Source organism: Rhodospirillales bacterium (assembly GCA_016710335.1).
Lineage (GTDB): Bacteria > Pseudomonadota > Alphaproteobacteria > Rhodospirillales > Defluviicoccaceae > JADJXQ01.
In genome coordinates this window covers 39284-52685 of sequence record JADJXQ010000004.1, presented here as the reverse complement: position 1 = coordinate 52685, position 13402 = coordinate 39284, and the positions used below count along the sequence as shown (strand labels likewise).

The 13402-nt window shown below is 61.5% G+C and carries 12 protein-coding genes; 8 read left to right on the top strand and 4 right to left on the bottom strand.

The genetic code is table 11. From position 1 onward, the window contains the following. The first annotated feature begins 207 nt into the window (after window positions 1–207). From IPM60_07950 to IPM60_07930, 5 genes are all read left to right on the top strand, one after another. Window positions 208–1605 (top strand): nitronate monooxygenase, encoded by a 1398-nt coding sequence (locus IPM60_07950; GenBank protein ID MBK8907827.1) that lies wholly within the window; start codon window positions 208–210, stop codon window positions 1603–1605. A 108-nt stretch (window positions 1606–1713) separates the two neighbouring features. Then, on the top strand, window positions 1714–2142 hold the full coding sequence (locus tag IPM60_07945) for a transcriptional repressor (GenBank protein MBK8907826.1): 429 nt from the start codon (window positions 1714–1716) through the stop codon (window positions 2140–2142). Window positions 2143–2296: 154 nt separating this feature from the next. Continuing rightward, the gene (locus tag IPM60_07940; GenBank protein MBK8907825.1) at window positions 2297–2716 is read left to right on the top strand and encodes a rubrerythrin; all 420 of its coding nucleotides are present in this window, start codon (window positions 2297–2299) and stop codon (window positions 2714–2716) included. 127 nt (window positions 2717–2843) lie between these two features. Next, the gene (locus IPM60_07935) at window positions 2844–4187 is read left to right on the top strand and encodes a glycerol-3-phosphate dehydrogenase (protein ID MBK8907824.1); all 1344 of its coding nucleotides are present in this window, start codon (window positions 2844–2846) and stop codon (window positions 4185–4187) included. Window positions 4188–4201: 14 nt separating this feature from the next. After that, window positions 4202–4789: a DUF3501 family protein gene (locus IPM60_07930; GenBank protein MBK8907823.1), complete on the top strand. Its 588-nt coding sequence runs from the start codon at window positions 4202–4204 to the stop codon at window positions 4787–4789. Between the two features lie 46 nt (window positions 4790–4835). Here the strand turns inward: IPM60_07930 and IPM60_07925 are convergent, their stop codons facing one another. Further along, window positions 4836–5336: a hypothetical protein gene (locus IPM60_07925; protein MBK8907822.1), complete on the bottom strand. Its 501-nt coding sequence runs from the start codon at window positions 5334–5336 to the stop codon at window positions 4836–4838. Window positions 5337–5520: 184 nt separating this feature from the next. Between IPM60_07925 and IPM60_07920 the strand changes: the two genes are divergently transcribed. The 3 genes from IPM60_07920 (at window position 5521) to IPM60_07910 (ending at window position 9294) form a co-directional block, all read left to right on the top strand. Continuing rightward, complete coding sequence (locus IPM60_07920; GenBank protein ID MBK8907821.1) at window positions 5521–6513, top strand: D-glycerate dehydrogenase; 993 nt, start codon at window positions 5521–5523, stop codon at window positions 6511–6513. Between the two features lie 1261 nt (window positions 6514–7774). Further along, window positions 7775–8374 (top strand): hypothetical protein, encoded by a 600-nt coding sequence (locus IPM60_07915; GenBank protein MBK8907820.1) that lies wholly within the window; start codon window positions 7775–7777, stop codon window positions 8372–8374. Window positions 8375–8553: 179 nt separating this feature from the next. After that, entirely contained in the window at window positions 8554–9294 is a 741-nt protein-coding gene (locus IPM60_07910) for a hypothetical protein (protein MBK8907819.1), read from the top strand. Window positions 9295–9879: 585 nt separating this feature from the next. Here IPM60_07910 and IPM60_07905 read toward each other — a convergent pair. The 3 genes from IPM60_07905 to IPM60_07895 form a co-directional block, all read right to left on the bottom strand. Then, on the bottom strand, window positions 9880–10518 hold the full coding sequence (locus IPM60_07905; GenBank protein ID MBK8907818.1) for a tetratricopeptide repeat protein: 639 nt from the start codon (window positions 10516–10518) through the stop codon (window positions 9880–9882). Further along, complete coding sequence (locus tag IPM60_07900; GenBank protein MBK8907817.1) at window positions 10515–10763, bottom strand: hypothetical protein; 249 nt, start codon at window positions 10761–10763, stop codon at window positions 10515–10517. The genes IPM60_07905 and IPM60_07900 overlap by 4 nt, the downstream gene beginning before the upstream one ends. Before the next feature lie 86 nt (window positions 10764–10849). Next, on the bottom strand, window positions 10850–12862 hold the full coding sequence (locus tag IPM60_07895; GenBank protein MBK8907816.1) for a sodium:solute symporter family protein: 2013 nt from the start codon (window positions 12860–12862) through the stop codon (window positions 10850–10852). Between the last annotated feature and the right edge of the window lie 540 nt (window positions 12863–13402).

Genomic DNA, 13402 nt, shown 5'->3' with positions numbered 1-13402 from the left:
GTGGTCGCCGCCGGATTTCTGTTGTGCTGAGCGGCACGGGAGTCGCAATTCGAACAACCAGTCATATATGAGTGCTCCTGGAGAGGAACAGCGGACGCTGAGGACAAGGTTCGAGTCGGTGGCGGGTCTTCGCGGAGTGGACGCCCTGTCGAGAGGGACCCGCAACTGCAAAGCTGCTGGCGTCCGGAAAGCGCGGGAAGAACAGGCATGGTAGCACTCCAACCGATCGTCATTTCGGGCCGCGAGGTTTGGCCAATCGTCGAGGGCGGCAAGGGGGTGTCGGTCAGCAACGGCGCCAGCTCCGGCGCGTTCGCCGCCTCGGGTTGTGTCGGCACCTTTTCTGCGGTCAACGCCGACTCGTTCGATGATGAAGGCAACGTCATCCCGCAGGTCTATCGCGGGCGCACCCGGCGGGACCGCTATGAGGAGTTGGTCGCCTACGCCATCCACGGCGGCATCGCCCAAGCCCAGGTCGCTCACGAACGCGCCAGCGGCCGTGGCCGCATTCACATGAACGTGCTGTGGGAAGCGGCCGCCACACCGCGCATTGTGCACGGCGTTCTGGAGGGCGCAAAGGGCCTCATCCATGGCGTCACCTGCGGTGCCGGCATGCCATACCGCATCGCCGAGATCGTCGCCCGCTACGGGCTCTACTATTATCCGATCATATCGTCGGCGCGGGCGTTCCGGGCGCTGTGGAAGCGCGCGTATTTCAAGTATGGCGAGTGGCTCGGCGGGGTGGTCTACGAGGACCCGTGGCTCGCCGGCGGCCACAACGGCCTCTCCAATTTGGAAGATCCGGCCAAGCCTGAATACCCCTACCCGCGGGTTCGCGAGCTCCGCCGGCAGATGACCGAGTGCGGCCTCGCGGCGACGCCGATCTTCATGGCCGGAGGGGTGTGGTGTCTGCGCGAGTGGCAGGACTGGATCGGCAACCCCGAACTCGGCCCGATCGCCTTCCAATTCGGGACCAGGCCCGTTGTGACCCAGGAAAGCCCGGTGTCGGAGGAGTGGAAAAAACGGCTTCTGACGTTGCGGGAAGGCGATGTGCAACTGCACCGCTTCAGTCCTACCGGCTTCTACTCGTCGGCGGTGCGCAACGCCTACCTCAGTGAACTGACGGAGCGAAACGAGCGCCAGATCGCTTATACGCCGGAGCTCATCGGCGAGCACAGCGAGGCGCTGCCGATCGGCGCTCGCGGGCGGCGGGTATATGTCACTCTCGCCGACAAGGCACGCGCCGAAGCCTGGATTGCCGACGGCTTCACCGAGGGCATGCGCACGCCGGACTCAACGTTGATCTTCGTCACGCCGGAGAAATCCGAGCAAATCCGAGTCGATCAGCAAGAGTGCATGGGATGTCTTAGCGCTTGTCGGTTTTCCAACTGGTCTGAGGACGATTCTGGAACAACGGGCAAGCCTGCCGATCCCCGCTCGTTCTGCATCCAGAAAACTCTGCAGTCCATCGCTCACGAGGGCGAGATCGAAGGTAACCTCATGTTCGCCGGGCACAACGCCTATCGATTCGCCACCGATCCGTTCTACAAAGGCGGCTTCATCCCGACGGTCAAGCAACTTGTCGAGCGGATCCGGACGGGCGACTGACCATGCGGGCGCGATCAGGCGATGGATGATGCGGTCGATGGTTTGCCCGGCGAGGCCGATGCCGGTTCAGGGCTTGCCGCCGATGCACGTGGTCCCCATATTGCGGGCATGGTGACGGGTAGACCCTACAGTCGTGCGCTTGAGCTCTTGCGCACCGCCAGTTTGCGGCCGACGCGCCAGCGGCTGGCGCTGGCGAAGCTGCTATTCGAGCAGGGCGATCGCCATGTCACGGCAGAGGCCGTGCACGAAGAAGCGATTGCTGCGGACGTAAGCGTCTCGTTGGCCACCGTATACAACACGCTGCATCAGTTCACCGATGCCGGGCTGTTGCGCGAGATCATGGTGGACGGTACGCGGTTCTACTTCGATACGAACACTCGCGACCATCACCACTTTTTCTTCACTGATTCTGGACGTCTCGAAGATATTTCGTCTCAGGACGTGGTCATAGCGGGCTTGCCCCCGGCGCCAGAAGGTGCGCGGGTAACACGCGTGGACGTGATTGTCCGGGTCGATCGCCGCCCCCAAAAGCTCTAGGCTTTTCAATACCGTTTCCTGCATTTGAGAACCGCTCCAATCTGCCTTGACAGGCAGGGGCGTGAGCGGCATACTGCGCGCATCATCCGGCTTCAACTGCCGGTTCGAAATGCGCGTACTGCCAATCGTCAATCATGGGTATAGGAGATGTACCATGGCTGAGTTGAAGGGCTCCCAGACGGAAGAGAATTTGAAGGCCGCATTCGCCGGCGAGTCGCAAGCTAATCGGCGCTACCTCTACTTTGCGCAAAAGGCGGACGTCGAAGGTTACAACGACGTCGCTGCGGTGTTCCGCTCCACTGCCGAAGGAGAGACCGGCCACGCCCACGGCCACCTCGAGTTCCTGGAGAAAGTGGGCGATCCGGCCACTGGGCTTCCCATTGGTCCGACCGGCGCTAACCTCGGCGCGGCCATTGCTGGCGAGACCCACGAGTACACAGACATGTATCCGGGCATGGCCAAAACCGCGCGAGGCGAGGGGTTCGAGGAAATCGCCGACTGGTTCGAGACCTTGGCAAAGGCGGAAAAGTCCCACGCTGGAAGATTCCAGAAAGCCCTCGACACCATGGAGTAATATCGTCGACTGCCGGCGCGGGGAACATGCGTCCCGTGCCGGCGCTTGGACAGTCACCGTAAACGAGGAGCGCCTGACACAGGCGCGTCGGAGGGGACGGCTCCGATTTGGGCTCAAAGGGTGATGTATGCGCGAAGGAAGCCTGGATGCACCGACTCGTCATCCGATCAAGTGGCGCGATGCCGATTTTTACGATGAGGCCAAGCTGGACGCGGAGCTTCGCCGCGTGTTCGACATCTGTCACGGGTGTCGCCGCTGCTTCAACCTGTGTGATAGCTTTCCTCGCCTGTTCGACTTGATCGACGAGTCGGCGAGCGGCGAACTGGACTCGGTGGCGAGCGCCGACTTCAAACCCGTCGTTGATGCTTGCACGCTTTGCGACATGTGCTTCATGACCAAGTGTCCGTACGTGCCGCCGCACGAGTTCGATCTAGATTTCCCGCATTTGATGCTGCGGTACCGCGCCGTCGAGCGGAAGCGGAGCAAAATTCCGTTCGCCGCGCGGCAACTGACGGAGACCGATCGCAACGGCCGCTTAGCGTCGCATGTGCCCGGCCTCGCCAACTGGGCAAGCAGGCGGGGCAATACCCTCACCCGGCCGGTTATCGAGCGCGTCGCCGGCGTCCATCGGGACGCCCATCTGCCGCCGTTCCACGGGAAGACGTTCGTTGCGCGAGCCAAAGGTGCTGCCGCGCCCACAGTGAATGTGAAAGCGCCCGCGTTCGGGCGCAAGGCGGCGCTCTATGCGACCTGCTTCGTCAACTACAACAATCCGGATGTGGGAACCGCGTTCCGCAACGTGCTCGCTCACAACGGCGTCGACACAGAAGTCGTATATCCCGGTTGCTGCGGCATGCCGCAACTCGAACACGGCGATCTTGATCGGGTCGCCGCCAACGCCCGCCGTATCGCCGCGGACCTCAGGCCATGGGTGGACAAAGGCTTCGACATTGTCTCCCTGGTGCCGTCCTGCAGCCTGATGATGAAGTTCGAGTGGCCGCTGATCGAACCGGACGATGACAATGTCAAGGCTTTGGGCCAAGCCACTTTCGATGCGGCCGAGTACGTGGTCGACATCGCCCGCAAGGAAGGCCTTGCCGACGGCCTCCAGCGGCTGCCCGGCGGCGTCACGGTCCACATCGCGTGCCATTCCCGTGCGCAGAACATGGGCCAGAAGGCGACAGAGCTGTTGAAACTGCTGCCGGAAACCGACGTCAAGGTGGTCGAGCGCTGCTCGGGGCACGGCGGCTCTTGGGGCATCATGAAAGACAACTTCGAGGTGGCGCTCAAGGTGGGGCGACCTGCGGCGCGCCAAGCCAAGGAAAACGAAACGGCGTTTGTTGTGTCGGAATGTCCGCTCGCCCGCGACCACATCGTTCAGGGCATGGAACGTCTGGACGGCCGCGAATGGGATCGCGTCGAGCCGGTTCAGCATCCGGTGCAGCTCATCGCCCGCGCCTACGGACTTTAGAGGAGGATTGAACCGTGCCGAAGGGCGGCATCACCCGCGCCGACATTCTGTCGCTCGAAGACTATGAGGCAGTCCGCGCAGAGCGCCGCGGTCAAATTGCCGCGATCAAGAGGGACCGCCGGGTCAGCGTCGGGCCCGATGTCACCTTCTACTTCGAGAATTTCGACACCATCTGGCACCAGATCCATGAGATGCTTCGAATCGAGAAGGGCGGCGAGGGGCAGATCGAGGACGAACTGCGCGCCTATGCGCCGCTGGTCCCGGACGGCCGCAACCTCGTCGCCACGATGATGATCGAGATCGAGGAGGCGACGCGCCGCGCCCGCGTTCTCGCCGGCCTCGGCGGGATCGAGGACACGGTAACCTTCGAGATCGGCGATCGACGCGTCGCCGCCACTCCCGAGGGTGACGTGGAACGGACCACGTCCGATGGAAAGACATCGTCGGTACACTTTCTCAAGTTCCCGTTCTCGCCCGAGCAAGTGCAGGCGTTTCGGGTGCCGGGAACGCGCGTGGTGTTGAGCATCCGACATCGGAATTACGATCACACGGCGGCCCTGAAGGAAGCAACGCGCACGGCTTTGGCAACGGACTTCGCCTGACGCCATCGCGTCTCAGGCGCCGTGGGTGACTGCGGCAAGCGTTCCGCTACTCCAGCGCTTCATCGGGATGCATGCCCCAGAAGGTATCGCGCCCGATCCAGCCGCGCCGGCCGCGGAGTTCGGCTTGGCACAGCGACCCTTCTTGCGGACAGAACAGCAGTCGGCCGATGACGCCGTTTTCGGCGATCGCGATGATCGGACTGGCCGGCTCCGGACCTTCTTGTATGGCGGAGCGCTCGGCGGTGACGATCAGCGTTCGCTGGCCGCTCAACATGCTTTGGTGCATCCAGCCCGCCGTCCCCTGCCAGTCGCGCACCTTCCGCCATGTGCGGTATTCGGCGATTACCTCGAGCGGCAGTTCGGCGCGGCGGTAGATCCAGGCGATCGGGTACTGAAGGCCGGGGCCGGTACGCAGATTTGCCTCCGTCGACTGCAGACTCACGAACCGAGGCAGCGGCAGGCCACTGCCTTTCGGCGCGGCGATGACGGCGGTCACGCAAGGGATCAAAAACAGCGTCGCAAGCAGAAGAATGCGAGCGACTCCCATTAGCGGCATAAGCGAGACCATCGAGCGACAACGTGGACTGTCAATCATCGGGTACGAGCCACCATTATAGGGAGGTCGCCCCGCTCGCGGTCAAGCGCCAGCGCGCCGCCCGCGCAGCCCTGGACTTGCGGTCGCCGGAATGGTATCGCGCCGTGTCCTGTTTTTGCGGTGGACGAGGAGCACAATGGCGAGAGCGAAGCCGCTTGTCGTGGTGACGCGCAAGCTGCCGGACGAAATCGAGACTCGGATGATGGAGTTGTTCAACGTCCGCCTCAATCTCGCCGACCGCAGCTTCACCAGCGAGCAGTTGATCGACGCGGTGCAGACCGCAGATGTCCTGGTGCCGACCGTCACCGACCGGATCGATCGGCGAGTCTTGGAAGCGGCCGGCGAGCGCCTGAAGCTGATCGCCAACTACGGGACGGGGGTCGATCATATCGATCTCAACGCCGCCCGTGAGCGGGGTATTACCGCCACCAACACGCCCGACGTGCTCACCGAGGACACGGCGGATATGACAATGGCGCTTATCCTCGCGGTCCCACGACGCCTCATCGAAGGCGAGCGTATCGTGCGCGCCGGTCGTTGGCGAGGGTGGTCGCCCACTTGGATGCTGGGGCACCGGGTTACGGGCAAGCGCCTGGGCATCGTTGGCATGGGCCGCATCGGCCAAGCAGTTGCCCGGCGGGCGCGCGGCTTCAACATGGCGATCCACTACCACAATCGCCGCCGCGTGCATCCCGACGTCGAGGCCGAGTTGGAGGTGACCTACCACGAGAGCCTCGATCAGATGTTGTCCCGAATGGATATCGTCACCGTCCACTGTCCCCATACCCCGGCCACCTACCACTTGTTGTCGGCCCGGCGTCTCAAACTGCTGCCGCCGCACGCCTACCTGGTCAACACAGCGCGGGGCGAAATCATCGATGAAAAAGCGCTCGTCGCCATGTTGCGCAATCGTGAGATCGCCGGCGCGGCACTCGATGTCTACGAGCACGAGCCTGCCATCAGCCCTAAGCTGCTACAGCTCGACAATGTGGTGCTGTTGCCGCACATGGCCTCCGCCACCATGGAAGGTCGCGTCGCCATGGGCGAGAGCGTCGTTATCAATATCAAGACTTTCGTCGACGGGCACCGCCCACCCAATCGAGTCCTGCCCGAAGACCTCGGCTTCTGACGCTCCCGGCGCGCAATCGATAAAGTGCCTTCGACCGCTTTCGGCCTACCTCCAGAGGCCGCACAAATCCGCTTACGGCGTGCCGCGCTGGCTTACATGTAGCCAAGCCGATGGGACGGTTCAGCCTACTGCGCGGCGGGTTGCGTACTCTGCTGGCGTTCCGTCGAAGGCGCCCCCTCGCCCTCGGTCGGCGCCTGAACCGGCGCACCTGCGGGCGGAGCCTCGCCTTCCACCGCTGGCTCTTTCGGTTTCGGGAACTGAGGTGCCGATTCTGCAGCCACACCCGGAGCGGTTGTCGCTGCATCTTTAGCCGGGGCGTCGCGGGTTTGCGAACCCGGGATCATCGGTTCTTCAGCTCCCGGGCTCACGATCGCCCGCCGCGTTCCGGCTGATGAAGAATCCGTCACGAACCCTGGCGGGCGGCGCACCGGCGCCGCCCCCGGCGGATTTCGCACCGTCGGTGAATCGATTGCCCGCTGCTGCTTCATGAGGTCGAGGACGGTGGTCGGCCGCCCCCGGTTTCCGAGGTAACCGGAGTCCTCGCGAAATTGGGCGTCTGCGTCGGCGACCCAGATCACGGACAGGGTCCCGATCGCAATTATGGCGGTGAGCGTCTTCGGTGTCTTCACTGCAGCATTCCTTCAACGTGATTGCGTCACGATTAGCACTTCAACGTGTCACGAATGTGTCTACCGGCGCCGACCACTGCGCGCTCCTCCAAATAGTCTTCACGCGACACATGGTCTTCACGCGACACATGCCAATCCCTATCTTCACGACATGCGGAGAACGTTGTCAACGCTCACCGGTTCAAATTCGGGTGCACCTGGCGCAGCCCGGGCGCCCTCGCAAATCGGATTCGCATTCTGGTTCCTGGACGCAAGGCGGAACCATGACGATTACTGCGCGTTAGTGTGCAACCAGTTCCCGTTGCGGCTCTAGCCAGCCGGTTGCCATGTGCCGCGAAGTCGTGTGCGGACCGGGGCAGCTCCGTCTGGCGATGAGGAAAGCAAAAGGAGCGGAAGAGGCAGCCCTTCCCCTCACTGGACACCTGATGGGCCTCAGACGTGTAGTGTTGCCGCGAGGATACTGATACGTAAAATTGTCACGGCATTCTGCGCTGCGCTTGCGAATTTCTCTTATATGAAATATACTTGTTTTGACAGACATACGGGACCTAGAGGATCGTAGGCGGTATTGCCGGTTAGGCATGGGTGTCGAACAAGAACAACGGGTTGAGCTAAAACAATCGGAGGCGATCGTGAAAAAAGTTCTTGCAGTCTGTACAGGTCTGGCCGTGGTGGCGTGCTCCACTGCAAGGGTCCCCAACGAGGCTCAGTTGTCCGATCTGATGCTCTACGACAGCACTGCCGGCGAGTATCGGCGCTATACGGAGGTTGTTGGCCCACTGACGCTCGTGGAGGCGGATGAACCGGATTTGCCGCTGGTACGCATCCAGACCAGCGACGTTCCTGAAGCCGCCACGTGGCTCCGGGCATACGATCTCAACAACGACGGCGTTGTCGATGAGAGCGAGACGTGCCAAGCATGGTTGATCAAGCTTGCCGAGGAGAAGACCGGCAACACCTATGCGCCGGAGGCGTTGCGCAGTGATGCGGGGCAAGTCGAGCCGCTGCGGGAGCATGCGCCTCAGACGGAACAGGCGCTGTGTGTGCCGCTTCGCAACCGACAAGCCATACATGCGGAGCTTGCCATTGCCGCGGAGGAGTTCAGGGCTGATCTGGGGCTGCCATCGGTGTTCGGCACCACGACCTTGGCCGGCCCAGGCGGAGCCGGAGGACCGGGCGGTTCCGGCGGCGATGGAGGCGGGGACGGCGGTGGCGGAGGCGGGGCGCGCTAAGGGCCGGCAAGATTTGCCGAAGATAGCTAAAGGGTATGAGAAATAGTTGACAGATTGGAGCGGATACTTCGTGCTGGGATTTCGGGCGGGACGCAGTGCGTATTCCAAAGATGACGTACTTGGAACAACAGGTAGCTAGAACAATAAGCTCGTAGCGCAAACTCGGGTGGAGGTAGGGTATGAACAGGCTCAAGAAAGTTTACAGGCTCACAAAAATTGCGGGATTGATGCTCTTGGTGGCGACCGTCGTTGCGCCGGTTGCGACCGAGGCTGCTACCGTCAATACGAGAAGTGCGTCCTTCAGCGCGTTGAGCGCTGACAACTTCAATACGTCGGCGGTTCCCGGCTACAGTGGAGACGCCTACGGCAACTGGGGAGTGGTCAGTCCGCTCACTCCGGCGCTGCAAAGCGGATTGGTGTGGAAAGGCGTGGACAAGCCGCTCGCGGCTTTGTCCGGAGAGCGCGAGTCGCTCGGAACGATCGTGTTCCGCAACACCGAGACCTTCGGACAGCAGAGCGTTCGGGTGAAACTGGACGTGAACGTGGACGTCGACAACGGAGCGTCGAGCGGTGGATCGCTGATTATTGTGTTTTTGATCAATCAGCACCTAAATTCCTTGCCGCCGGCGTCGTGCCCCAGCATGTGGTCGGCGTCGTACGGCTGTGGAGATGACATAAGCATCGTTGACGCGAAGTATACCGGGGACATTGGCGGCAGGACCGTCGATCTCGAATTGGCGACCAATACTTTCTCGGTCAATGAAGAGACCACTACGACCTTGGCTGCGGATGTGCGTTTGAGCGGTGACGGGGGAGGCGTACAGCCCATTCCCGTTCCGGGTGCTGTGTGGCTATTCGCAACCGGCATCGCCGCACTGGGCGCTGCAGCGGCGAGACGTAAGCGAGTCCGCACGGTCTAATCGGGAAGGTCAGCGCGCAGCTCACCGCAACCATCTGAGCGCTGTTGGTATTGAACATGCGAATCCGGACGGCGAGGCTCACACGAGCCTCGCCGTTAGCTTTCAACAACGCATCCTGTTCCGAACCCATCACCTCTGATCTGAAGCGAATGCCAGTTTTTGCGACCCTGCGCCGGCACGGCTGACTGGCTGGCGCTCGGCCCACTGCTTCAGCGTCTGGTAGTTGACGTCGTGTGCCGGTGATGTGCCTCTATCTAGCCGCCGGGGGTCGCCCAATGCTCCCGCCAGCCGGTAGTGTCCAAGTCTTTCGCACTTTTCCGTGGGTGATGGCCGTCGGGTCATGCGGTTTATGCGGTCAGTTTTGCTCGTGCAGCGCTGCATGTTCAGGTAGCGGCGGGTGGACGGTGGTGCCGGCGATGTGCCTCAACCTGGCCGCGGCCAGGTTGAGGGCGCTTTCGCCGTCCAGAATGCTCCCGCCAGCCGGGTTCCCGCGCGGATCTCGCGATCCGCTCGAGCGGGTTGTTGGTCCGGATCCGCCGCCAGTGCTCTTCCGGGAAGTGGTAGTAGGTCAGTGAGGTCGGACCACTAAGGTTTGTGCATGCGCTGTCTGGCGTCAATTTCTGGAACGCGCAATATCCTTTGGTCCTCCGGTAACTGAAGCTGTTCGTCCAAGTACTTGGCTCGAGCCTCAATGCTGGACGGCCGCGCCTCATACAGGATCTTGTCGAAAATATCGGGACCGGAGACGGCCTCGGCGTCCACCCTCAACGCAAGGATGTAGTTCGCGAGCGCCTTCTCGAATTCTCCCATTCGGTCGTATAAAATTCCGCGGTTGGCGTACGCTGCGGCGAGAGCACCTCGGCCGGTAGCATCGTCAGGCTCCAGAGTCGTGGAGAGGCCGTCAATCAGCCCGGTCAAGGCGGCTTCGGCTTCGGCGTCTTGGCCCGTCTGTAGGAAGACAAGGGCGCGCCCCATAAGTGCTCCGCGATGGTCCGGCGATATCATCAAAGCCGCGTCGAAGCGCTCCAAAGCTTCATCGTACTTTTTGTCCGATAGCAGAATGTCACCTTGACGGACTTCGAAATCGCCGGTCGGCGCCGTGACGAACAGCGGGTTGATGATGGTTTTGTAAAGGCCCCAACCCATCAACGCCACCAACGCGATGATGACGTAACGGCGGAGCACCCCAAAGCTGAAAGGGCTTCGCGAGAATCCGGCGTTCATGTCCCGCCGTAGATTCTGTTCAGCATGACGTGGACATACACAACCGCGAACACGAAACAGAGCAAAGCCGCGGTCAGCGACACGCGCCGCTTGATCTCACTCTGGCGAGACGGGTCGGCCGCATGACCCAGTTTTCGTTCCTCGCGACGCACAGCCAGTGCGAAAATGAGATGGCGAACCGGGAGGTAGAGAGCCACGCCGAGTACGATAGTCCAAAGCCACTGATTGCGAAATAACTCCTCCATCCGCCGCGCGTATCCATCAAGATGCCGATTCCATAAAAAGGGGGGAAGAGCACCGCCCTTCCCCCCAGCTTTGCGACGATGGCACGCTAGACGCCTGGTTTCTCCAGCGTGGTGTCACCGATGTCTTCGACCAAAGCTTCCACTTCGGTGTCGGGAACGGTTGACATCTCCATCTTGTAGGCCAGGAACCACATCATAAACACGCCGAGCAGCCAGAATAGGATCTGCCACGCCCAGATCGACGGGATACCAAATGTCCATCCATCAACCCCTGCGTCAGGCGCACCGAAGATATCGTTGCCTATCACGGCGCCCGGCCCGATCCCGAAGAAGAACCAGCCCAATGTGATGGCCCAAGCTACAGGGATGAGGCCGCGCTTGGACGCTCGCAACGTGGCGTGCTCCCGCAGGAAGTTGTGATACTTCATGCGGTGGGCGAGCGCCTGGTCGTTCTGTGTCATGGCCGAAACAACGACGCAGACGAGTACGTTGACGATGATACCCCAGCCGGCCGAGTGAATGGTCCACGGCCACCGGCCCCACAGGTCTATCCCAATGGATTGCAGAAGCGTCAACCCGAAGCTGTCGGTGAAGCTGACGCCGAGCAATCCAGCAGCAAGACCCCAAGTCGCACCGGCGCGTGTAATCCACGGGAAGAACGTCACCCCCGCCAGCGGCACCCACATCTGGAACCCGAACGCCACGGCGAGACCGCCGAGAAGAACGAGAGCATCTTCAGAGAACGTCGCCACCATCAAAGCGCTGACGACGATGAACGCAACCCCCAGACGGCCGAACATCTTCTGGGTCGTATGTGTTGCAGTCGGGTTCAGGTACCGCTTGTACAGGTCGCGGGTGAGCATGCCGCCCGCCGTGGACATGTACGCCGCCCCGGTGGACTGCATGGCTGCCAAAGCGCAGACCGCCAACAGCCCTACCAGCCACGGCATCGCATCACCGATCAGGTTGAAGTAGCGCGGCACCACCGAATCGGGACTGACGCCCGGATCGAATGGCATCTGGCCGGCATGGGCGTTCATGTACTCCTGGATCCCCGGCAGCGTGGCGGTGAAGCCCGCGTCGTTGATCTGCTGGTTCATGCCGAGGAAGTGCGCGCCCAGGCCCTGGAACGCCGTAAAGAAAAACAGGATCAGGCCGATGCCGAACGCCGAGGCCCAAACCTGCTGCGGCGCGAACGGCCGCGGATTGGTGTTGGCGAACGACCACATGGTGAACGCTGGCGCCGACTGAATCCCCATCAAGGCGAACATGTAGGTGAGAATCATGACGCCCGTCCAGAGGCCGCCTACCGGTGTCTCTTTTCCAAGACCGGCGGTAAACTGGATCACCCCGGGCACGGCGAGATAGGTATTGTAGTCACCGCCCCCCAGGCCTTGGGTTGATCCCCACTTGCCGCTCCATTCCGGATGCCTGCCCATCTCCGCTAGGGAGGCCGCCAGCGCATCCCACCCGCCGACGAAAGTCAGCGCAATGATGCCGGTGATGATAATGCCAAGCGCGAGTAGAATGCACTGCATGGTGTCCACGTAGGCCACCGCGCGGAGCCCACCCGACGCCACGTAGATCAACACCACCAGGGACAATAGCCACATGCCAAAGTCCTTGGGAACCAGACCGTCCGTCAACACGGTGAACAGAAAGCCGGAAGCTCCGAGTTGAACGCCCAGATACGGGATGGAGAACAGCAACGCCACCAACACCGTCAAAATGCGGATGGCGTCCCCCTGGAAGTAATCGGAGAGCATCTCACCCGGCGTAACATAGCCGTAGCGCTTTCCCAGCATCCACTGACGCTTCAGAAACATCACACCGGTAAACGGGATGGTGATCACGTAGAACGAGGCGTAGGCATACTGAAAGCCATCGCGAAAAACCAATCCAGGGTGGCCCATGAAGGTCCAGCCCGAGAACGACGTCGCGGTGGCCGCAAGAACGAAAACCCACAATGAAAGTTGACGGCCGGCGATAAAGTAATCGCTGGCTGTTTTTGCCATTCGTGCTCCGCGTATTCCCCAGAAAATGCAATACGCCCAATAAAGTCCTACGAACACGAACAGCCAGATCACTTTTGGTGACAAGACAGTTCTCCCCTCTCCGTCGGCCTAGTCACGGCGAAGCCTCTGCTTGGCCGCCAGGACCCAAATCCACTATGAATTCCGGTGAACCCGAAGCCGGGAACACCGGCGCCGAACGACAGAACGGGGGGTGTAGGAGGCGCCGCCAATCACTTCTGGCTAATCGCTTACCTGCGTCTGAACGCTTCACCTTCCCCGCGAGCGCTATCGACGAAAGTTTGCAAGCTTTCGCTATACGCCCGGTGCTTCCGCTTTTTTATCGTTCAACGTTTCCTCACGCGGCGGAACGTTTTACCCACGCGCTTGAAATATCCATAACATCTTCGCACGCCCCGGGCAATACGGTAATAAGATGACAATCGTCGTGCGGAATGTGGCGTTTAGACGTGTGGCTGCCTAGTCAGCGGGCGATCAAGTGCCCCTCGACCTCGTGGTTCCACTACAGCACCAGGATCCCGCACAGCGCAGGCTTGAAAGACATCGGATTTCGATGCTTCGATCTGCTGCCGACACTGGCAAAGCGCGCCACCTGCGCTGGGCAAT

What these genes read in the sequence shown, in the direction of transcription:
- IPM60_07950 (MBK8907827.1), top strand. Translation starts at nt 208, where the DNA reads ATGGTAGCACTCCAACCGATCGTCATTTCGGGCCGCGAGGTTTGGCCA.
- IPM60_07945 (MBK8907826.1), top strand. Translation starts at nt 1,714, where the DNA reads ATGGTGACGGGTAGACCCTACAGTCGTGCGCTTGAGCTCTTGCGCACC.
- IPM60_07940 (MBK8907825.1), top strand. Translation starts at nt 2,297, where the DNA reads ATGGCTGAGTTGAAGGGCTCCCAGACGGAAGAGAATTTGAAGGCCGCA.
- IPM60_07935 (MBK8907824.1), top strand. Translation starts at nt 2,844, where the DNA reads ATGCGCGAAGGAAGCCTGGATGCACCGACTCGTCATCCGATCAAGTGG.
- IPM60_07925 (MBK8907822.1), bottom strand. Translation starts at nt 5,336, where the DNA reads ATGGGAGTCGCTCGCATTCTTCTGCTTGCGACGCTGTTTTTGATCCCT.
- IPM60_07920 (MBK8907821.1), top strand. Translation starts at nt 5,521, where the DNA reads ATGGCGAGAGCGAAGCCGCTTGTCGTGGTGACGCGCAAGCTGCCGGAC.
- IPM60_07910 (MBK8907819.1), top strand. Translation starts at nt 8,554, where the DNA reads ATGAACAGGCTCAAGAAAGTTTACAGGCTCACAAAAATTGCGGGATTG.
- IPM60_07905 (MBK8907818.1), bottom strand. Translation starts at nt 10,518, where the DNA reads ATGAACGCCGGATTCTCGCGAAGCCCTTTCAGCTTTGGGGTGCTCCGC.
- IPM60_07900 (MBK8907817.1), bottom strand. Translation starts at nt 10,763, where the DNA reads ATGGAGGAGTTATTTCGCAATCAGTGGCTTTGGACTATCGTACTCGGC.